General features: G+C 53.5%; 24 protein-coding genes. 9 read left to right on the top strand and 15 right to left on the bottom strand.

All coding sequences use genetic code 11. The features are described 5' to 3' along the window. Positions 1-1,074 (bottom strand): hypothetical protein (locus J2I46_RS31040; protein WP_207333002.1); only part of this gene is annotated, 1,074 nt, incomplete at its 3' end. Between the two features lie 237 nt (positions 1,075-1,311). On the opposite strand from J2I46_RS31040, the gene J2I46_RS31035 reads away from it, so the two are divergent. Beyond that, a complete protein-coding gene (locus J2I46_RS31035; protein WP_207333001.1) occupies positions 1,312-2,931 on the top strand; it encodes a hypothetical protein in 1,620 nt (539 codons plus the stop codon). 43 nt (positions 2,932-2,974) lie between these two features. Here J2I46_RS31035 and J2I46_RS31030 read toward each other — a convergent pair whose 3' ends face one another. Both J2I46_RS31030 and J2I46_RS31025 read right to left on the bottom strand, forming a co-directional pair. After that, on the bottom strand, positions 2,975-3,199 hold the full coding sequence (locus J2I46_RS31030; RefSeq protein WP_207333000.1) for a hypothetical protein: 225 nt from the start codon (positions 3,197-3,199) through the stop codon (positions 2,975-2,977). Between the two features lie 211 nt (positions 3,200-3,410). After that, the gene (locus J2I46_RS31025; RefSeq protein ID WP_207332999.1) at positions 3,411-4,295 is read right to left on the bottom strand and encodes an alpha/beta fold hydrolase; all 885 of its coding nucleotides are present in this window, start codon (positions 4,293-4,295) and stop codon (positions 3,411-3,413) included. A 324-nt stretch (positions 4,296-4,619) separates the two neighbouring features. Here J2I46_RS31025 and J2I46_RS31020 point away from each other — a divergent pair, with 324 nt between their 5' ends. Beyond that, positions 4,620-4,973, top strand: a complete 354-nt coding sequence (locus J2I46_RS31020) for a hypothetical protein (protein WP_207332998.1) — start codon at positions 4,620-4,622, stop codon at positions 4,971-4,973. Positions 4,974-5,929: 956 nt separating this feature from the next. Here the strand turns inward: J2I46_RS31020 and J2I46_RS31015 are convergent. The 10 genes from J2I46_RS31015 to J2I46_RS30970 all read right to left on the bottom strand — a co-directional run bounded on the left by J2I46_RS31015 (position 5,930) and on the right by J2I46_RS30970 (position 11,182). After that, complete coding sequence (locus tag J2I46_RS31015; RefSeq protein ID WP_207332997.1) at positions 5,930-6,448, bottom strand: hypothetical protein; 519 nt, start codon at positions 6,446-6,448, stop codon at positions 5,930-5,932. A 116-nt stretch (positions 6,449-6,564) separates the two neighbouring features. Then, positions 6,565-6,834 carry a hypothetical protein gene (locus J2I46_RS31010; protein ID WP_207332996.1) on the bottom strand — a complete coding sequence of 90 codons (270 nt, stop codon included), beginning with the start codon at positions 6,832-6,834 and terminating at the stop codon, positions 6,565-6,567. 113 nt (positions 6,835-6,947) lie between these two features. After that, the gene (locus J2I46_RS31005; protein ID WP_207332995.1) at positions 6,948-7,322 is read right to left on the bottom strand and encodes a LytTR family DNA-binding domain-containing protein; all 375 of its coding nucleotides are present in this window, start codon (positions 7,320-7,322) and stop codon (positions 6,948-6,950) included. Positions 7,323-7,494: 172 nt separating this feature from the next. After that, positions 7,495-7,776, bottom strand: a complete 282-nt coding sequence (locus J2I46_RS31000; protein ID WP_207332994.1) for a hypothetical protein — start codon at positions 7,774-7,776, stop codon at positions 7,495-7,497. Between the two features lie 38 nt (positions 7,777-7,814). Further along, positions 7,815-8,831 carry a hypothetical protein gene (locus J2I46_RS30995; RefSeq protein WP_207332993.1) on the bottom strand — a complete coding sequence of 339 codons (1,017 nt, stop codon included), beginning with the start codon at positions 8,829-8,831 and terminating at the stop codon, positions 7,815-7,817. A gap of 623 nt (positions 8,832-9,454) precedes the next feature. Continuing rightward, positions 9,455-9,883: a hypothetical protein gene (locus J2I46_RS30990; protein WP_207332992.1), complete on the bottom strand. Its 429-nt coding sequence runs from the start codon at positions 9,881-9,883 to the stop codon at positions 9,455-9,457. A gap of 2 nt (positions 9,884-9,885) precedes the next feature. Then, the gene (locus J2I46_RS30985) at positions 9,886-10,218 is read right to left on the bottom strand and encodes a hypothetical protein (protein WP_207332991.1); all 333 of its coding nucleotides are present in this window, start codon (positions 10,216-10,218) and stop codon (positions 9,886-9,888) included. A gap of 96 nt (positions 10,219-10,314) precedes the next feature. After that, on the bottom strand, positions 10,315-10,620 hold the full coding sequence (locus J2I46_RS30980; protein WP_207332990.1) for a hypothetical protein: 306 nt from the start codon (positions 10,618-10,620) through the stop codon (positions 10,315-10,317). Next, positions 10,613-10,828 (bottom strand): hypothetical protein, encoded by a 216-nt coding sequence (locus J2I46_RS30975; RefSeq protein ID WP_207332989.1) that lies wholly within the window; start codon positions 10,826-10,828, stop codon positions 10,613-10,615. Before J2I46_RS30975 ends, J2I46_RS30980 begins: the two co-directional genes overlap by 8 nt. 90 nt (positions 10,829-10,918) lie before the next feature. Then, on the bottom strand, positions 10,919-11,182 hold the full coding sequence (locus J2I46_RS30970; protein WP_207332988.1) for a hypothetical protein: 264 nt from the start codon (positions 11,180-11,182) through the stop codon (positions 10,919-10,921). Positions 11,183-11,339: 157 nt separating this feature from the next. Here J2I46_RS30970 and J2I46_RS30965 point away from each other — a divergent pair, with 157 nt between their 5' ends. From J2I46_RS30965 to J2I46_RS30945, 5 genes are all read left to right on the top strand, one after another. After that, positions 11,340-12,050, top strand: a complete 711-nt coding sequence (locus J2I46_RS30965) for a LexA family transcriptional regulator (protein WP_207332987.1) — start codon at positions 11,340-11,342, stop codon at positions 12,048-12,050. Positions 12,051-12,638: 588 nt separating this feature from the next. Then, positions 12,639-13,640: a carboxylesterase family protein gene (locus J2I46_RS30960; protein WP_229380045.1), complete on the top strand. Its 1,002-nt coding sequence runs from the start codon at positions 12,639-12,641 to the stop codon at positions 13,638-13,640. 115 nt (positions 13,641-13,755) lie between these two features. Then, positions 13,756-13,971, top strand: coding sequence for a helix-turn-helix domain-containing protein (locus J2I46_RS30955; protein WP_207332985.1), 216 nt, complete (start codon positions 13,756-13,758; stop codon positions 13,969-13,971). Positions 13,972-14,115: 144 nt separating this feature from the next. Further along, a complete protein-coding gene (locus J2I46_RS30950; RefSeq protein WP_207332984.1) occupies positions 14,116-14,361 on the top strand; it encodes a hypothetical protein in 246 nt (81 codons plus the stop codon). A gap of 142 nt (positions 14,362-14,503) precedes the next feature. Next, the gene (locus tag J2I46_RS30945) at positions 14,504-15,430 is read left to right on the top strand and encodes an immunity 49 family protein (RefSeq protein ID WP_207332983.1); all 927 of its coding nucleotides are present in this window, start codon (positions 14,504-14,506) and stop codon (positions 15,428-15,430) included. A 266-nt stretch (positions 15,431-15,696) separates the two neighbouring features. Here J2I46_RS30945 and J2I46_RS30940 read toward each other — a convergent pair whose 3' ends face one another. Then, a complete protein-coding gene (locus J2I46_RS30940; RefSeq protein WP_207332982.1) occupies positions 15,697-17,802 on the bottom strand; it encodes a penicillin acylase family protein in 2,106 nt (701 codons plus the stop codon). Positions 17,803-17,834: 32 nt separating this feature from the next. Then, positions 17,835-18,809 (bottom strand): helix-turn-helix domain-containing protein, encoded by a 975-nt coding sequence (locus J2I46_RS30935; protein WP_207332981.1) that lies wholly within the window; start codon positions 18,807-18,809, stop codon positions 17,835-17,837. Between the two features lie 424 nt (positions 18,810-19,233). On the opposite strand from J2I46_RS30935, the gene J2I46_RS30930 reads away from it, so the two are divergent. Both J2I46_RS30930 and J2I46_RS30925 read left to right on the top strand, forming a co-directional pair. After that, complete coding sequence (locus tag J2I46_RS30930) at positions 19,234-19,797, top strand: ATP-binding protein (RefSeq protein WP_207332980.1); 564 nt, start codon at positions 19,234-19,236, stop codon at positions 19,795-19,797. A gap of 149 nt (positions 19,798-19,946) precedes the next feature. Then, a complete protein-coding gene (locus tag J2I46_RS30925) occupies positions 19,947-20,300 on the top strand; it encodes a hypothetical protein (RefSeq protein WP_207332979.1) in 354 nt (117 codons plus the stop codon). The last annotated feature ends 9 nt before the right edge of the window (positions 20,301-20,309 follow it).

The following is a 20,309-nucleotide window of genomic DNA, read 5'->3' as shown; positions in this document are numbered from 1 at the left end:
AATGCAGGCAAACGTACCCAGGGGGATATACCAGGGGTAAGGATATTTGATCGTGCTCAGGTAAAGGACGCTGATAAAGGCCATGAGCGAAAACACCTTGCCCCAGGTGGACACTTTGGGTATGAGCCAGTAGCCAATGGCCAGCAGCGTCAGGCCCTTGCTGACGGTGTAGAGTCGCAGGGGCCAACCCCCAAACTCGGGGTAGGTCGGCGTAAACAGCAGATGGAGCCGGCCCTTTGCCCCAAACAGGGCCTCCAGGGGGAAAGCGGCCATCGAGCCGAGTAGCTCGCCCAGGGAGGCGGAGACGCCAATACCTTTGGCCACCACGGTATTGGGGATGGGCGTGCCGTAGTACCAGCTCGCCCAGGCCAGCCAAGGCGCATACAGTAGTAGGGCCAGGAGCCCCGCCCGCAAGATGAGGCCAAACCAGCTGGAACGGCTCGCGTCCGGGGCCAGGCGATTGCCCCAGATCAGGATACCCATCAATAGGCCTGATACGTACATAAAGCCGTCGGGCCGACTCCACATCAGCCCAGCCATGGCCAGGGCCAGATACCGGCCTTGTCGAGTGATTACCAGCGAATGCACCGTGAGGGTGAGAAAAAATACGACAATGGCCGTTTCCATGCCGTTAATGCTGTTGTCGATCAGCTTGGCGTCCACGGCCAGCAGCAGCAACATAAACCAGGTTGTGAAGCTGAAGCGGTGCAGGGCTCGGCCGATCTGCCAGGTTAACAAGCCCGTCAGGCCACTCAGCACGCAGTTTAGCCCCCGAAAGAGCCACAGGACCGCCTCGTCAGCTTGTCCACCTGTCAGCCAGGCCAGCAAGGCGGGAATCAGCGTGCCCAGCGGTGAGGTGAAAGTGTGCAGCCGTTCGCCGGGTTGAAAGACCAGCCCATTGCCCAGGGCCAGGTTCTTACTGGCCCTGAAGGTAATGTACCAGTCCTCCCAGGCATGCTGGGTATAGAGGGCAAACAGCAGGGGAACGCCAAAGAAGAGCAGAAAGACAAGGTAGTTACGGTAGGGCGGCTCGGCCAGCGCTTGCCGCGCTGCAGGCGTGGGTTGGGATTGCATAGGTATGAGCAGTGGGCTACCAAAGGAAGGTCAGTCGCTTACTGCTAACGGGGCGCAACAACCTGAGTTTAGCCAAGTGAGCCAATGGGGCCAACGGCTTTCAAGCAGGCCTTTCGCCCCGTTGGCTCACTTGCCCCTTTCCTTTTTCAGCCTTTTACGGTGTGATAGGTTTCTAGACAGGCAGGTAGCCAGCCAGGCTACTCAATGAGCGCATGTATAGCAAGAGGAGCTTAGTCTATGGAGTATCAATACAACGATCTGCGGTTAACCAATCATTCAGCCGTCCGCAATAGACTAATCCTGTTAAGCTTGGTAATGCTGGTTGGCATAACGGCCACGCTGGTGGCCTCCCTCTACTTCAAAGCCCCCTGGCTGTGGATGGACGAAGTGCTCAGTAACATCCTGTTGACCGACCCCTCCTTGGGCCACATGAACCACGCCATCGTCAGTAACATCGATGCCAATCCCCCCCTGTTTTTTAACCTCTACTGGCTGCTGGGACACACCATCAGCCTGAACCCTTATTTTCTACGGGCGGTCTCTATTCTCCTTTTTGCCCTGAGTCTGACCCTGCTCTACCGCTATACGACCCGGCTGATTGCCAGGCCCGTTACCAACTTCGTCCTGCTAACCCTTCTCAGCAGCTTGACGTACCTGAACTATACCCTCTCCACCCAGATGCGGGCCTATAGCCTGTATCTGCTGCTAAGCTGCGTTTATTTTCTGGTGAACCATCAACTTATCCGGCGGCCCGCTCACTGGTCCCTGCTGGGACTGCACCTGGTGGTGGGGCTGGCCTTGGTAATGACCCATAACTTCGGGGCCTTCTACGTGGGGGCGTCGTTTAGCTTTTTTGGGCTATTGCTGCTGTGGTCCAAACGGCGCGCTTACAGCCTGGTGCTGGGCAGTCACCTACTAACCGGCGGCGGGTGGCTGGTGCTTTGGTTTGCCAATTTTCAGATTCAGTCTCAGGCGGCCCGTCCCCACACCTGGATTCCGCTGCCTACCTTCCTGTCGTTTTTTCACACCCTGGGTGAGTTGCTACCCAACCTGTCGGCTCACCTGGAGAAGCTACCCGGGCTTGACTTCTTGGCGGTGCTGCGCATTGGACTAGTAGTCGGCTTGTTTGTCACCATTGCCCTTCCCCGCATCAAGGAGGGCTTCGCCGCCATGGTTACCGATGAGGCCTTCAGCTTTTATCTGCTGACGGGTTATCTGGCTCTGGCTGTAGCCGGAGCGACCCTGATTATTTCCTTTGGGTATCTATCGGTGTTTCTCAGCCGTTACCAGTGGCCCACTACGCTGCTGGTATCCTTTCAGCTGATTTATGCGTATCATTATTACGCCGGACCAGTCTCCGGGTCCCCGACCAGGTCACTACCTGGCTGGCTTGGCTTAAGCCGCTGGCTGCCGCTCTACGTGATAGGCGTGCTGGGGTTTATGTTCTACCAGAATCGGAAGCTGGTGCTCTTTCCCAGCGGCATTGTGCGATATTTACCCGCCAATCAGGCGGGTGAACCCATCTTTTTTGAATCAGCTGATTACTTTCTTCCCCTGCATCACCACCGGGTAGGCAATGCGCACTTTCTACTGAGCTGGGAAACGGCCCTCTCGGCGCGCAATATTCCCAATGCTACCGTGGATTACAAGATTATCCAGTCCGTCCGTGAGCAGTACGGCGTGGGGGAGATTGTGCCGGTCCAGGCCTTCACCAAGGACCGGTTTTCTCATTTCTACGTGGTTGATGAGGCCAGCCGGTATCAGATCGAGGCGTTTATTGCCAGCGGGCGGGTGAAGGTGCTCCGCCGGTGGGCGCTGCCTATTGCAGGGCATCAGTTGCTGGAATGCTCCTTTTAAGGTCAACGCGACAAAACCAAGCAACTTGCCTAAAGGTGGTACCCTAGGGCGAGCCCTTGGCCAGCGCAAGTCCGATTAACAGCATGCCTGTCAGGACACTGAGTAGCCCAACTAACTTGGCCCCCGCCCGAAGCAACATGTTATTTCTGTAGGCCTCGAAAGAATCGTATTGACGCACATTGGCCGTAGGCGTCCGGTCAAGCTTGTTTCTGGCCAGGAGGTAGCGCAGCAGTAGGCCCACAACAATCAGGCTTATTCCGTAGTACATGGAGCAGGCGAGTAGTAAACAATAGACATAACTACCTAGCAAAGCAGCGGTATAAAGAAGGATTAGAAAATAACTACATGGCCTGATGAGCTATTTGAAATGACTAACCCTGTACTGGCCATTTGGTAGGCTAAGATGAGACTAGCTTACCACCAACTAAGAAGCCACTTCCTCATAGGAAGTGGCTTCTAGCGCAATGCTCTCAGAAAAACTAATAAAGGGTTGTGCTGCCAGCCGGCTCGGGAGTAGGACTACCCACGGAATTTTGCACAAAAGCAATCAGATCCTGGTTGAAGCGGTCCTTTTCGGTGAAGTACAAGCCGTGCGGCGCTCCCTCGTAGACAAGGTATTCCGCATGGGGCAGGGCCTGAGCCGTCAGCTCCCCGGACGACTCAATGGGCACGGTCTTGTCGGCGTCCCCGTGAATGATCAGCGTGGGCACATTGATATAGGAGAGATCCTGCCGAAAGTCAGTCGTGGCAAACGCTTGAGCGCAGTCCAAGGTGGCCTTGTGCGAGGCCACGTAAGCCCGAGCGAAGTCGCCATCCAGGTGCGCCTGGCTAACGGGGTGACTCAGCAGATTAACCCCGTAGAACTGCTTACCAAAGGTTTGCAGAAAAGCAGCCCGATCCTGCTGAAGATTGGTCAATATCTCATCGAAGACCGCCTGATCAACCCCTTCGGGATTATCGTCGGTTTGAAGCAGATACGGCGTGACGGCGCTGATAAAGGCCACCTTGGCCACCCTGGTTCCGCCGTGCCGCCGCATGTAGCGGGCCACCTCGCCGCCGCCCATCGAGAAGCCCACCAGGGTGACCTCCTGCAAGTCGAGCGTCTCCAGCAGGATCTTTAGATCGTCGGCCAGCGTGTCGTACTCGTAGCCGTCCCAGGGCTTGGAGGAGTGGCCAAATCCCCGGCGATCATAAGCGATCACCCGCAGGTTGTGTTTGGGCAGCTCGGCCAGCTGGTAATCCCACATCGAACCGCTCAGCGGCCAGCCGTGAATCAGCACAACGGGCGCGCCCGTGCCGACGTCCTGGTAATGTATCTTGATATCGTCTCCGGCGCTATCGGTGCCGACAGTGATAAAACTCATACTAATTGCTCGTTTATAGGTGTTATACAGCACTACTACCAACAGGTATCTGGATTGTTTGTCAAGTTTATTTACGTGCTAGCACTACCCTTGACGAGTAGTAAGCTGTGCTAGTAGCCTGCGTTTAATCACTGCCGTTTCTGTAGGCAACTAGCTATCGCCTAACCAACTAGGCCAATCGTGTTTACTTGGTATACGGCCATGCGTCAAGGAGCTTAATCTTTTTGACCGGCTGGGAACTACTCAGAGGGCTTCTTATTTTTGAGGCGCTAGAGACACCCATCGCCAGGCTACTGCCTGGTGAACCAGTACTAAGACGCCGCTATGCCTGCCGCCGATCCGATACAGCATATATCCCTGCCTGACTTATTTCGCCTGGCCGTAGCAGGCCTGGTGAATCAGCCTGTTTACACGGAACACGAGCACCTACTGGAGGTCATTGCTCCGCCCCATTACCTTTCCTTTTTGGAACTACTTAAGCAGGGAATTGACCTTAGGACCTGCTTTGGGGAGCTGGATTCGTTTCTGGTTTGGCAAACAATGATACCACCCGCCCTTGCGCGGCTAGGTCTGGGCTTTGATTCCTTGCAGGAACAGGTAAGCCTGTATTTGCTGGAAAAGAAGGCTGAATCGTCGGACCCCTGGATACTGGACTGGTCAACCGGCTTGGATCATTAAGAACAGATAGTGGGTACTAAGGCGTTAACACCGCTGTAGGCCAAGGCCTTGGTAACCCTAGTTTCGGGCTCGCTTTCGGTTTCTAGGGGGGCGGCGATCAGGCACGTATAAGATTAGAAAATAGCGCCAGTAGGCTAGTAGTCCTCGCCAGCATTCGATCAAAATACGTATCATACGGAAAGCCGACTGAGTCGTTATACCCAATCACTCACCAAACGTACGGTTTTAAGAGGTACATACTGGAAAAACAAACCCCTAGCTCAAAATGGCTAAGGGTTTGGGCTTATCCAACGTTTAAAAAAGATCGTGCTCTAGCCGACATCCTTTGGGTATGCGGGGCTAGGTAGCGTTGGCGGCTAAATGGCACTGTCGACAAAAAGTGTTCTCACTTGATGCGACTACGTTTTTCATTCTGCGATCAAAACATTACGTACTACGCGTAGCCTCAACCAGCCAAAATGATGCCTTGTTGGCTAGCTATGAAGGAAATGAGGGCCGGAAAGCAGGCGTTGAAAAGCGACACCAAAGCGCTTAAAGTTGTAGCCAAAAAGAAGACGAAAGTTGCGACAAGCGTCAATTAATGAGCAGTGAGCCACCATTCACTCCACCAAAAATGAACGACGGGGGCCATCTTCAAGCAGGGAGTGTGGTCTGTAGGTAGTAAAAGCTCACCGTACTTGATAAAGCGGTGTCAGTGCAGACTGGCACCGCTTTTACGTTTGATAGCGCCCGGTTCCTGATAAAGCCAGTCGGTAAGCTTATGAATCAATCCCCGGGCAAACAAACAGGAAAGCACCCATCCTACGTCATTACTGCTCAAACAAATCGCACGATTTGTTTGAGCAGTAATGACGGCGTGCGGCTCAAGGGGCCAGCAGCCAAACAAAAGAGGACCGCCCCAACGGAACGGCCCTCTACCACACTACACGCAACTTTGGCAACAAACGCAATTAAGATCAGGCAATAGCTAGTGAATCGGTAGGGGTATCGGTAATCCCGCTGCTCTCGCTCCGGTGACGGATGTAATGACGAATGGCAGCGCTCAGGGGATAGGTGTCCTCATCCACCCCCCAGCGAGCCAGGGCCAGCTCAGCGGCGTCTTTGAGAAACCGGGTGGTCTCCAGTCGCAGCTCAATCTCCTCGCGAAGTCTTTGGCGGAAGATACTCGTCACAAAGGTGTTGAAGGCCACGGCCCGCGCGGGGGTGATGCCTTCGATGCACCCCGTGCGCATCTGCCACTCGGGAATCTGGATCTCCAGGCTTTCGGTGAGTGCCCTATCGGCTACTGTCTGGCCATCGGCAGATCGGCGTTCGCGCTGAAGCAGGGCAAACAGATAGGCCGAATAGGGATTAAAGGGCTTGCGCTGCTCGCGGCTCACAAACAGGGCCTCCCCTTTGGTGGAAGCCAGGATGATGCGTTTGACCAAGGGCGTAACGGGAAGCGACAGACTACGGCAACTAGCAGAAGACGACATGGAAAGCGGGGCTGAATCAAGACTCAATAAAGCTAGGATCTGGTCAGGGGGGCTGACAGGTCACCACGCTCACGCCGTGATAGTAATGACCGGCTAGTCGCCCTGGAGGAAGCGGCTTAGTCCAGCTCGTAGGGCTCATCGAGATACTCGTCGTCCTCCTCCTCAATAGAGCGGTGCCGATCCTGATAGGTGGCCCGGATGGACTGGCAGCCCTCCAGAATGGCCTGCATAGCAGGCGTAAGCTGGCCCGCCGTGGGCCCGGCGGCAATGAGCAGCTGCCCCGTGGCGGGCTCAAAGCTGGCAGTAACGAACTCATCATACCCATGCTGGCGGCAGAGCGCGCCCAAGGCCTGGGTAAAAGCGGGGGTAGGGGAAAGAGAGGGCATAAAAAAAGAGGCGAGTTAGCTTCTAGCAGGGCAGTTGACAAGGGGACCAACGGTCACGCTACGAAGCTAAATCACCGCTTTCGTTACATCACAATAACTTTAGGCGCGTTACATCACAGTTTACTATACACTTGTCTGTCAACCACTTGACGCGCACGGCTCAGCTCGGCAGGCAGCCGCTTGAGATAGTGACGGGAGAGCCAGACCGGGGGATGATTTCGCAGTTCTAGTCCCTGCCGAGTAACGGCCTGCACGTGCTGGGGATTGATGGCCGCTGACCGGGTAATGCGGGCCATAAAGGGGAACCGCTGGCACATCACCCCCAGCGTGTAGGCATACAGCAAGGGATGAACCTGACCCCGCACGTAGATGCGGGTGTAGTTGTCATCGGCCTCAAAACGCACGATCTGGCTGATGGGCAGGGGTCTGCCCAGCCCGCGCAGGTGCAGGCCGGGCAGGGGAGTAGGCGAAGGCGTAACGATGCTCATTCAAGAAGAGACAATGACTGGCGAAGCCAGCAGCCCAGCACGGGAAAGCCAGGCGGTGGATAAGCCTAGCCGGGTGTTCTTGTGCTACTGGCAAATGGATGTATCTTTGTTCTTCCAAGAGTGACTTTTGCCCGGCCAGCGTGTGGTGACGCAGCCGGGCTTTTTTTGCGCGCTACACCCAGCTGGCTACTTCTCCCGTGTAGCGGTAGAGGGCGTCCATCTCGCCCACCAGCCGGTCCCCGTCGCGCTTGTCGTAAAACTGCACCTTGCGGAAACGGCCACCCTCCTGGGCCCTGACCCGCCGCTGGAAATAGCCAAACATCTTGGCGCGTTTCTGGGGACTGTCCCAGGGGAAGATCACAAACGTGGCCTTACTGCCGTCACTGCGAATCAGAAGCGCCTTGATAAAGGCATCGGTGTAGACCTGCTGGGGAATGCGGTTAAACTGGGACATGGGGCGATTGTTGCTAAAGAATTGGTAGTCAGAGATTGTTAAGCCGAAAAGTCAGGCGAGATAGCCCCCGCCTTGAGCTGGCTGGCCAGCGCCTGGACGGCCACGTGAAAACGGTCCGTCAAAAGGGGATCACCCACCTCCCTGCGCAGCCGGTTGGTCCAGTAGGTGTACAGGGCCAGGGTGGTGACCTCTCCCTGCCACTTGCGGGGCGCTTTCAGATTGTTGACTGAGGTGATGGCCCGGTCGATCAGCCGGGTGTGATCCTGCAAACGGGCTGCTTTCTGGTTGGCCAGCAGCCAGGGCGTGGTGTGGTGGAAGTTGCCCCTGGCCCCGCTTTGCAGCTGTCCCTGGTAGTGCTCGTAGCTGAAAAAGCACTTGGGCGGCATAAACGAGGCCCATTTCTGGCGGTGGCCAAACTTCTCCACCAGCTCCAGCTGGGTGACCCGCTGGGCGTACAGATCGTGGCAGGCCTCGGGAGAGGGGCACTTCATGCGCCCGTAGAGCACATCCCGCCACAGCAGGTTGAGAATATCCCGGGTGTGCTGGGGAGAGAAAAACTGATCAGGCCACAGCTTCTCTCTAGCTACCTCCCAGAAGGCCCTGGTCAGATAGCGCTTGGTAGCCTCCAGATCAGCAAGGGCGCTGGCTGATGCTGCCGGAGCCGCTGAGCCAGGCGCGCTGGCATTTGGTTGAGAGCGCTCGCCGGTGGACCCGGCAGTTCCTAGGTGCCGGATACCACCGGCTGAGCAGCCTCCCGTATCGCTAGAGGCCCCTACAGGCCCGCTATGGCTCGTTATCTGGGCAATGAGGGTGGATAAAGGGCCAGACGCCCCGGCCCCCCATCCCCCTTTTAATGTGGCCCTGCCGGGGTCGTTGGTGCCCGGGGCAGCCTCCCGTTTTAATGTCAAAATTTCAACGTCACATCGCGCGCCCCGTGGAGACGGTGGCACCGGACTCAAAACAACCCCCAGATGGTTATCCACCGTTTCCACACCGCCTTTAGGATAGTTAGTATTCCCTTTAAATGTGTTCTTATCCGGCGAAGTCTGCCGCATATGGGGGGAAAAGCCCGGGTGGGAGGCGCTAGACAGGTCCACTAAGGGGATCGGCTCGAAGGCCTCACCCAGCATAATCCACGGGCTTATCCACAGGGTAAAGTCGTGGCGGTGGCCCCGAAACTGCTTGCGCACGATCCCGGCGGCGATGAGCTTTTCCAAATGATCGTAGATGGTGCGGGTGCCCGCCTTGGTCAGGCTGGCCAGTAAGCGACGATTGGTGTAGAGGGGGGGCAGCTCAGCGGAGTCGATGGCCAGGGGGCTGCGCAGATAAGCGCGCAGCTGCTGGCAGTAGACGCTCACCAAGGCGTTAAGCGTAAGCAGCGAGCCGTGGCGGATTTTATGGAGCAGATTGGCCTGAACTTCATTGTGGGCCTGCACGTGCTGGTTTAAACGGGTAAAGACGGCTTTCTCGATAATGCTAAGCATACAGGGCGGGGTGAGCAGGTTGCGGGCGTAAGGGGGGGGTAACGTTGGCGGGCCGCAAGCGTGGCCCGCCAAGCGCGGTTTACTGTCTATATGAAAGGGCAAACGCAGCAGGCAATGATCGGGCTGTCCTATTCCCTTGGACAGGTCACTACTGAATCTCGGCCAAAGCGGCGCTTTAGGCCACTAGTTGGCAATCAGGCAATCAGTTGCCGGGGTACGTGCCGCACGCAGGCAATGTGCCGGAGAATCGTCTTGGCCTCCCCGCCTTCCAGCAGGGGCACCGGCCCCAGCTGCTCCTGAACGATCTCGTAGGTCACCAGGGCGTGGGAGATCGTCACCCAGGCCTCGTGGGTGAGCACCACCATGCCGTACTCCTGGGGGACCAGGCGCTCGACCACCAGCAGCAACTTAGGCGACACGTAGGTGGGCTGGCGATCCAGCCAGCGCAGCATGTCCTGATCGATCAACCGGCGCACCGTCGAGAGCGCCTGGGGGCAGACAAAGTGGGTCTGCCAGCGCTGGGTGTTATCGATCACCGTAGGGGCAATGGGGGAGGCCAGGGGGCCAGGAGCAGCGATGTGCTGCTGGATAAAGCTCTTGAGCAGCGAGTGGAAGGTAGCCATCACTAGAGGCGGTTAGTCGTCAGCAGAAAGTGGATCAATTCATTTTGGGCCAGCAGCCGGTGGAAGCGGGCCAGAATGGGTAGCAAGAGCGGGCGCTTGCCCGGGTCCAGCCAGGCCTGCACGTAGGCCAGGTAGAGCTCCACGTCGGGGTTGTACTGGACCATGCCCAGCAGCTGGGTGGTGGGCTTGCCAAAGCCATCCAGCTGGGGCTCCTCCGTACACCTGCGCAGCTCGCAGGTGTGCTCATCCAGGTGCAGCCAGTGCAACGACTCACTGGCCACTGCCTGGAGATTGGGATCAACCGCCTCCCGGTAGGGGCAGATTGGACTACTCATCAAAGTGCTTGTCTAAGGGATTCTTGAACATCCCCTTGATCAGGGGAATCAGCAGCGAGACGACCAGCAGACTGATCAGGACGAGGGCCAGGCTCTTCATAGCGTGGGCAGGGGGATACCCGCCAGCCACAGCAGCTGCTCGTAGTAACTGATCAGCTCGTTTAAGGGAGCGGCCAATAGATGCGCTTCCGGCTCGTCGCTGGTGCCGATCCAGTGCTCTGTCCGCTCGGGGTTGATGCCCTGGTAGGGGGCGATGTAGAGGGCCATGTTCTTGCCCGCCTGCCAGTGTTGGCGCTGCACGTATAGATCGCGCAGGCGGCGCACCACCAGCTGCATATCGGGGTCGTGACTTGTTTGGCGCTGGGGGTTTCCCCCGCCCTGGTGTTGACGTTGGCTAGGCATGGCGGTTGTGCTTGATAGAGGTGAGCTGATCCTGCATCAACAGATCATACAGCGTGGCGCTGGTGGGCGAGCCCGAGAGGCGCTCTTTGAGGCGCACCCGGGCCAGGATCTGGTAGTCCTGGATCTGCTTGAGCCGAATGAGGGTGGCTTTTGTGGGAGGAGGGGGCGTGGCGCTTTGGCCAGGCTTGACTACATTTGTGCGATTCATCTGACGAATCAGTTTATAGCCCCGGCTCTGTCTACGAAACAGGTTGGGGCTTTTTTGTGAAAAATTGGGTAAGCTTGTCAGGGGGCCGGTTTACAAGGGGGCCAGCGCGTCGGCGGAGTCAACCTCGCCGGTCAGTGTTTCCACGGCGGCCTCAACCAGTTCGGTCAGCTCTGGATCAGCCACGTGCAGCGAGTAGGCATTCTTCCAGCGCACCAGGTTAGTGAGCCGGTCCAATTCAGGCTTCAGCTGCACCACTTGCCGGATCACGGCTAGCTGACCTACTCCTTCTGGTAGCTTCGCCTTAGCCTTACTCATTCGTTGTTTAAAGGCCTGTGTAGCTGACACTTTTTGCATAGTACAATCACCCTTTGATTGAAAAAAAAGCCACTCAACTAACCTTTCACTTGAAAAGCTAGGTTGCTAGCATACTTTTACCATGTTTGAGGCCCCCAAATCCGGCGCTTCCTTATATGATATTCCAAATGTAAGTCATTAACTGAATATTCAGTTAATGACTGATAAAATATTTTTTTCAGTGAATCAAACTGGCACCGCTATTAAGGAACTAATGAAAGCCAAGGGGCTGAATCAGACCCGTTTAGCCGAGATAATGGGCGTAAAGCCACAATCTGTATCAGATTGGATCAAGGGAAAGTCTAAACCAGACATTCGTAAACTCCATGATTTGGCCCATGTGCTAGGAACTACTGTAGACGAACTAGTCCCATCGGGCATGCAAAGCCAAACCCAGTCCAGCGCTCGGGTAAGACGGGTAATGGTGGATATGAGCAAGGCCAAGCAACTACCGCTAATCAGTATAAAAGGTCAAGCCAATGTCATTGAAAACAGCTTGGAAGGATGCCAGCTTAAGTTCATAGAAGACTATTATGAACTGTATATTCCCGGTGTTGAAGTAGACCCTGAAAAGCATGTCATTATTGAAATTGAGGGGGATTCAATGGAACCTGACATCAAGAACCGAGCAATGGTATTGGGGGAGCATGTAACTCCTGATAATATTCGCTACGAGTCGAATAGGGTGTATGCAGTCCTTTATGCAAATCGCTTTGTGGTCAAGCGGATCAAGACGAATGATATCACCCTAAAGAAGCATTTGGTCTTGCATTCTGATAATGATCGTTATGGCCCTATGACCGTTGATGCCACGGACATCAAATGCCTTTGGAAAATTCTGCGGATCGTGGATTCAGTGGTATACTAAACTAGCTTGTCTTTTATTTGATTGCCCACCAAGCTAAACTCAAATGACACGCAGTGTCAAGACTGGTCATAAGTAGCCAACAGTTGACTAGTAGAGCCCAGACGGTGTACTCTTTTCTCGTTAATAGCCACTGCTGAACTGGGGAGAATTCTCACCCACGGCCTTATGAGAAGAGATGTCTACCAAACGATTTGCTTCAGCTTAAGCCTCACCCTGGCGGTTAGCCTCTTTCAAAGCTGGCTTCATTTTCAGCTCAGAACAGAGCTATACAGCCTGCCGTCATTTCCAAGCTGGTTCTTGATCGTAAATCCCATCGCCTTAATTACATCCATCTTACTGTTAACCTATTATCAGTATAAAGCCTACCGAGTCACTTTTTTGACAGGCGTAGTAGCCACCTTAACTACATTCGGAAGTCTGCTCTATCTGGTCCTAGCCAGGCTATATCCTAGCCTTGGGCAACACCCCGATACGGTCATTTTTTTGGGTGTTATGACCAATCTGACTTATGCCCTTAGCCTTTGGGTCTCTAGAGCAAGCGAGAGGCTCTGGCTTAAGCGAACGGGTATTGCCTTATTTTTCATATACTTGGGCCACCTGGCTACGTTGGTTTGGTTTGTCAATACGCCACCCTATCCGCCCAATGCTACGCTGGACTTGATTCGCCAATGGCTCTCCCTGGCTGATCGAGTCATTCCGGTGTTACTCCTGGTCAACTTCATGGATGAGTATCGTCAGGTAAGCCCCGGCAGCGAACGCACCGCATCGTCGAACAAATGGCTCCTCGCCAAAGGAATTTTGGCGCTGTTAGCCGTCTGCTCGCTGGTTGTGGGCCTTCAATTGGTGGGTGAAAACTACGGCCAAACGCATCTGTCTAATAAAGAGATAACCTTAGCGCAGCCTTTTGACGAAGGTCATTATGTCAACAGCCAGGGAGATACCTTATTCTACCGTCTCCTAAAGCCACTGGACTATAATCCGCAAAAGAAATACCCCCTGGTCGTCGGACTTCCTTTCTCTTGCCGGTCAGATAATACCAGGCAAATCGAGGCTTGCCCCATATCGGCCTGGCTGGCTACCCAGGAGAATAGGCGAAACTATCCAGCTTTTGTCTTTGTACCCCGGTGCCCACCCTATACGGGTTGGGGCGGAGTTGCCAATACGCCCTCCGTAGCTCCGCTGGCGATTGAAGCCATTGTCGCCCTGGACAACCTTTACTCGATTGATCCACGAAGGCGGTATGTATCGGGTGTCTCGCGGGGAGGCTATGGTTCCTGGCACATGATCGGGGCGCATCCGGAGTTATTTGCCGCCGCTATCCCTGTTTGTGGGGAGGGCGATCCTGCTCAGGCTTCTAAAATGACCTCGGTTTCAGTGTGGGCTTTTCATGGAGCCAAAGACAAGAACGTCCCCGTCAGCGGGTCACGCGATATGATTGCTGCTCTGCGAAAAATGGGCGCTAGCCCACAGTATACCGAGTATCCTGATGCCGCTCATAGCATTTGGGAAGAGGTTGTCAAGACGCCTGGTTTGTTGGATTGGCTATTTGCCCAAAAACAAGGCAACCCACCCCAAAACAGCAAAAGTTGACACGTCTGTCACAGTGCCCTTACTTGTACTTTACTCCATGTTGACGTGAGCAACGTCTACTGGTAGACTGCCCGCTCATTGATTACCTATCTTTACAACTCAACCAGTTAACCGCATGCCAGAGAAAGAGGACGTCAAGCAACGGGTAGGAAGCTTAATACGGGAAGCGCGTAAAGCGAAAGGGCTGACTCAAAAGGAATTGGGTGATATGATTGGTGTTGCTGAGTCAACCTTTAGCCGGTTTGAGAAGGGCGGCCAAAACCTGACTTTAGATACCTTACAACGTATTTCGGATGCGCTCGGCGTACGCTTACTCATTGACTTTAAGTAAGGTATTTTTTTGCCTAAACACTTGTATTATAATACAAGTGTTTCTATATTTATAGAGTTGATAGTCAACAAAAAGCCCCAACGCTCAGTATCCGGGAAGATCGTAGCGAAGGGGCAGAATGAATCACTCAAACCATCAGTTCAAATGAACACGGTGCAAAATTACGTCCAATCTACGGGCGGTGCAACTCCCCTTGAGCCTACTACTCAAACCCTGGCTACCATTAAGGCCCAATTAGAAACGCTGCAAAACGTGGTGTTGACCCTGGAGAACCCGGCCTTCCGGCTGCGCTACAGTTATGTAGCCACCTTGAGCGAACACCGCTTGGAACAGGATCTGACCCGGGTGATTGGGGAGCTGGACCCGCTGCTGGTGGAGGCAATAGCCTAAGCACGGTAGAAGAAAGTATACAAGGCAACGACCCGGCTTATCTGACGATGGGCCGGGTCGTTGCCTTGCAAGGGATAGCTTAGGAAACGTAAGATGGCTGTCTTATCAATTCTATACAGAAACTTTTGCCAGTGACATTATAATGAAGACTATACAAGTACATGGCACTCCTGATCGGACGCCGCAGAATGATATTTCTCTCAAAGAGAACAACTTCTATTATATACGTTGGGTATTTGAAAGGATTCAGAGAGCAAGAGATACCTACGAGGTAGGTCATAATTTGAGCATGTATTCTCAGACTATCTTCCAAGCTATGGGTACAGCTAATCGTTACGGCAATTCAGAAGAAACTTTTAATTTTCTGTACTATTATAGCCAATTGAATTACGCATGGTTTCTAATTACTACGAACGATCAGAAACCTATCTCCTTCAAGATCGGCGATAGACATTTTGATATTATTGGTCGATTCAAGAATAGCGACATAGGCGCTGGCTTTGTAATAAAAGGCATTGAAACTGCTCTCATTCTACGCAACCAGCAGGCACTCTCGTTTTGTGCCACTATTCCTGTCACGTTCACCGAGCAGGCCAACCAGCAAGACCTGATCTGGGAGACAATGATGTACTTCTATCAAACGATCTTGAAGGGGAAGAGCAACCAAGATGAAGCTGCTGCTGCCTATCACCATATCAGCACGTTGCTTAACTGGGAGGAATACGAGAAATATATTACCGTCGAGGGGTTCAATTCGCTGTCTGTTTGGAAAATGGTATTTGATAGCCGCAAACCAATCGCAGAGTCTATTTTTCTCCCAACGCTAGCTATATATCATGCAATTCTTCATAAGGATCAGCCAGGTTTCAATCGGGCGGTATACGAAGCGCTTCTGAAATGGCAGGCTTACTATACCGTGCCTAAGTTCGTCTACGAAGACGGTCAGGAGGTAGACCGGGCTTATGAGTCAGACGGCTATTTAGCCCTACCCATAGCTGCTGCCTGTGCTTATGGGTACGATCATGGTATGCGGCTTGACAGCGTTGAGTCCGAATACATACCAGCCTAGATGATCGAAGGGCGCTTTGACGATTTCAGCCTGCTGGTCAACGGATAAGGATAGTATCTACTACTGCCCTAGCCAATGATAGTCAATGATCCAGGGCGTGGTGCTGACGCTGGACAATCGACAGTTAGAGTGAAGTACAGCTATGTGGCCACGGCGAGTGAGCAGCAGTTGAGCCAGGCCTTGGGGCGGGTGATCGGGGAGCTATATCCACTGCTATTGGAGGCATTGGCTTGAGAGACAGAGAAGAAAGTATGTCTTAGGTAAGATTAGGGCGTATAAACCGCTTCTAGGTGCCGCTTGATGTCAGTCAACGTAAACCAGGCCGGCTTGAGTTTTTGCGAGCTGTATAGGGGTGCTTGATCGGCGTAATGAGTCGAAGCAGGATGACGACTTTGCCCGAAGGCCAGCACCGAATGACTACCCACGGGCTGGCTAAACTCGGTCACACTGACAAACGAGTGACCATGGACCCCATAGAGCTTGGTCGACTGTCTGGGGCCTTCGACGTTAAAGGTAAAAATGGCTCCTGCCCGGCTGGGTAGCCCGGCGCTGGGCAAACTGGTCCGTTTATCACTATAGGTGGGCATGCCGGGGAGAATCTGGGGCCGCTGGAGTCGGATAAATTCGCCATAAGGTACCTTCCAGCGGCCATAGTTGGTCTTTAATAAACGCAGAACCTGATCCAGTTTTCTTAACTGGGGATAGGGTCCATTTGCTTCGGGTACTAACAGCAAACCCACGTACAAAGAAGCAGCCACCGACTGAATGGTAGACGTTCTATTCCAGGCCTTCAGGGTGTCGATTGGTTCTTGGAAATGAGCCGCTTCGTTTTTGAGCTCACTGGCCCAGCTTTTCCACTCGGAAAGCAGTCCTGAGATAGTCGTATCGGCCTGCTCGGCATAGGTATCAAATGCCATTTCCAGCAGTTGACTATATCTAAACTGGCGCTCGCTGGTTAGCAGGTGCCGGGCTCGCCGGGCGATAGGGGTGTCGCGTTCGTGTTGACACATATACGGGGGAAAATCTTTAGGATTCAATCGGTTAGTCTGCGTAGAAAAAAACGGGGACGAATTCGAGTTTTGTAGGTACCCCTTGGCGGGATCAAGTAACTGAGGAAGCTCAGCGAGTGGGTGATAGCCCTGCCAGTCGGTGGCCGATACAGAGCCGTCGACTGGTCTATCCCACCTGTAGCGTGGATTGCGCCGGGGAATGGCTCCGCCGTAGACGTAAAAGATGTGCCCATCCGCGCCCGCATACAGGATATTGTTGTACAATAGGTTACAAGGAGTGATCGCCTTTTTGAACTCGGATAGATTAGTGGCTCTGGCCATCGCATAAAGCTGATCGAGAATACCCCCCTTTTCAAGTTTGGCAATCTTCAACGCAACGCGCTGGCCATCTTTAGCCGTCCACACGGGGCCATGCTTGGTTTTACAAAACGAAACTAGCTGCCTGACCAGGCCCGTGGTTTCCTTGACCCATACCGTGTCTTGCCATGACTGGGCCTGACGGTAGCGACCGCCGTAGTAATAGCGTAGGGTATCAACCGCATCGAAGCGTTCGCGATATAAATCGGATACATCTGGTTTATTGGCCGTTAAAGCAAAGCCCATCGATTGATTGTGACCCGACAGGGGAAGCAGGCCAATGCCGTAGGCCACTTGTCCGGATATGTCTAACCCCTGTTCACTGTGCAAATGGAATTCATATGGAGCATCCAAGGGAATATGTGGATTGATAAAGAGCATAGCATGCCCGCTGGTGCTTTTTGCCGGGCTGATGGCCCACATGGTCGAGGAGAGATACCCCGTAAAGCGGTGGAGGGAAGGGAGCTGTAAATAATCGGTCGTAAATTCGTCCAGGCTCGAGAGATGAAAGAGCCGGTAACCGGCCAGAGCGTACCAGGGCTCAAAGTGGGTGAGCAGCTGGGGTTTAACTTGGGGGTGCTTGGCTAAATAATAGTTCATGGCGCTGGCAAAGGCCTCACAGAGCGCCTTAATCGCGGGTGAGGCAGCCCGGTACTCTTGTTTAGAGTAGGTTTCAATCTCTAATTGCCTGACAAGCCGATCCCAAGGTAACCAGGCGGAGCCCTGCACCTGGGCGGCTCGGCCCAGGACTTTGATGTAGGCTTGTTCCATGTACGCAAACTCATCTTCGGCCCGGGCATAGGTGGCTCCAAACACGGCACCCGCATCGCTTTGCGCATACACATGCGGTACTCCGTAGGTATCCCGGTAAATGGTTACCTGACCCGCCAGGGCAGGGGTAACTACCCTCCGCTTTGCTGGCGGGTCAGTTTGGTGAGTAAGGGAAGTGGTGATCAGGAAGGGAATACTGATACCCAGGAACAGCTGGCGAGTAAACTTGACCATAGGACGTACGTTCGTGACATGAAGCCGCTAAGCTAGGTGTCGTCCGGGGGTGAGTCGTCTGAATGCGTCGATTCGGACCTATTTACTGCTCCGCTGTTGGCTTGGTGATGAGCCGCCACGTACTGCTTAGGCGTCAGGCCGGTGTGTTTCTTGAAGAGATAATTGAAGGTGGCCTTCGAGTTGAAACCGGACTCGAAGGCTAGGCCCAAAAAAGTAAGGTGCTGGTAGCGAGCGTTCACCAGTTTTTCTTTTACGGCTTCAACCCGGTAAGCATTCACAAACTCATAAAAGCTTTTCCCCAACCCCTCATTGAGTACTTTTGAAACGAGCCGTGGATTTAGATGAACGTGTTGAGCTAAGTGAGCCAAACTCAACTGGGCGTTCAAATAAAGCTGATCCGTTTCCATCGCTTGGCGTAACTGGTCTAACTGCGCACTGTGGTCTTGGCTAAGTAGGGCTTCACTATTAGCTGCTACAGCCACTGTCAACCCCTGCTCTGGGTACGAGTATGTATATCCGACAAAGCCGATCCAGCAGGAGGTCCCCGATAGCAGGACCAGCAACGGGTAGTAGGCGTTGATGGGCAGCGATTCGCCAAACTGTCCTACATCCAACGTTCGTAATCCGAGCCAAGCCAGCCAGAACAAGGCATAAAAGCGGACGGGCTTCTCTAGCCAACGAAGTATTTGTTGCTGCCCTGGAGAAGAAAGCAGTTCCTTTTTGTGTCTTGACAACCACCGGCTGGTCAAATAAAGGTAGGTCAGTAGGGAGATCACTGCCCCCGCCTGTTCTACTAACCACAACCAATGGGAGGTATCCGATGGCCAACTGATGAGATGGTGTTGCACCTGCCTGTAGGCTGGTGTCAGATAATAACTAAATTCAAGCGCTACGGGTAAATAGTGCCAATAATACCGACGGATGAACTGGCCCGGGGAATTTGTACTCGCTTTGACAAACAGGTACAAAGAGGGTCCTAAGCCAAAAAGCAATTCAATGTCGAACAACCCACTCCTGGCAAATGGCTTAAAAAATCCGGTATCCTGAATGATAACGCGAAGGACCGGAAGCATATAGAATAGCAGCGTCAGTCCCAGGAATTGATTGGCCTGTTTCTGGGGCTTGGTGGAGGTAAGCAGCAGAGCGGCTAGAATTAGTCCGTCAACGACCGCCAAACCAATGAAGAATGTATATAAATCAAGACTAACCAACGTGCATCAATAGGAGGTGAATGAACCAACCAATGAATGACCTATTACTTCCAGTTTTGGTCAGTTCATAGTTTATCTCAACTGACAGGTAGGTATTCATCCGCCTGAAAATAGCTATTCTTTCACTACGGTATCCCGGATACCGTTTTATCCTTTCACTGGTCAGGCGCTGACGCCCGCTATGAATACTGATTAGTTAACTCTATTCTCAACCGTTTTTATGAAATTAGTTATCCTTTTCGGGCCACCCGCCGTGGGTAAAATGACGGTTGGTCAGGAACTAGAGAAAATAACCACCTTACGATTATTTCATAACCATATGTCCATAGAACTGGTCCATCAGTTTTTTGACTTTGGCACCCCTGCCTTCGAACGGCTTGATCGGCGTATTCGCTTTGCCTTCTTTGAGGAACTAGCAGCCAGTGATCTGGATGGCTTGATCTTCACCTATGTCTGGGATTTTGATGAACCAGCGGATACGGATTACATAGATGCGGTGGCTAGCGTATTTCATCAACAAGGCGCAGTCGTAAGCTATGTCGAGCTAAAAGCCGACCTGTCCGAACGGTTAAAGCGAAATCGAGATCCGCATCGGTTAGCCTGCAAGCCCTCAAAACGAGATATTGAAGCATCTGAATCGTCCCTACGCTACTTTGAGACCAACTACCGGATGCATACGTGGCTAGGTGAATTAGGTCAAAAGCCGTTGTTGACGATTGATATCACCTCCCAAGAGCCACAGGCAACGGCCCACCAAATCAGCGATTGGCTTAATCAACGATAAAAACGCAAGTCTACGTAGCCACGGTGCAGCCACTGGACTGGTCCTTGACGCGCCGGGCACCACTTTATTGTTTTACAATTATAATATTTTATATTTTACTTGTAATATAGCGGCGTACTCGTTTATCAATCATTTACGGATCATCCGCTATGCCGATACCTGATCACACCGCCCCTCTCTTCCCCAAGGCAGAGGCCCTGCTCCAGTTCAGTCTCTACACCAGCGCCGACCGCACCGAATACCGGCCCTTTGGCTATACCACCTGGGTCGACCGCCAAACCGTGCTGGGCTCCACCTATAGCTACGGGACTAAACACTCGTTTACCTTCTTCACCAGGCCCGAAGACTCAGGTACCTACGTCTCGGCTTACCTGACCCACCTAGGCCAGGTGGAACACAAAGCTCGCCCGGGCCAGCTAACGCCCATGTTGACGGTCTACCTGGCCCCGCTGGCCCTGTTCGCCGAGATGAATCCACTGACCTCCCTTTGTAACCCTCACTAATTCCACGCA

Source organism: Fibrella forsythiae, assembly GCF_017353175.1.
Taxonomy (GTDB): Bacteria; Bacteroidota; Bacteroidia; order Cytophagales; family Spirosomataceae; genus Fibrella; species Fibrella forsythiae.
The sequence above is the reverse complement of the archived record's forward strand: the minus strand, read 5'-3'. Positions and strand labels throughout refer to the sequence as shown.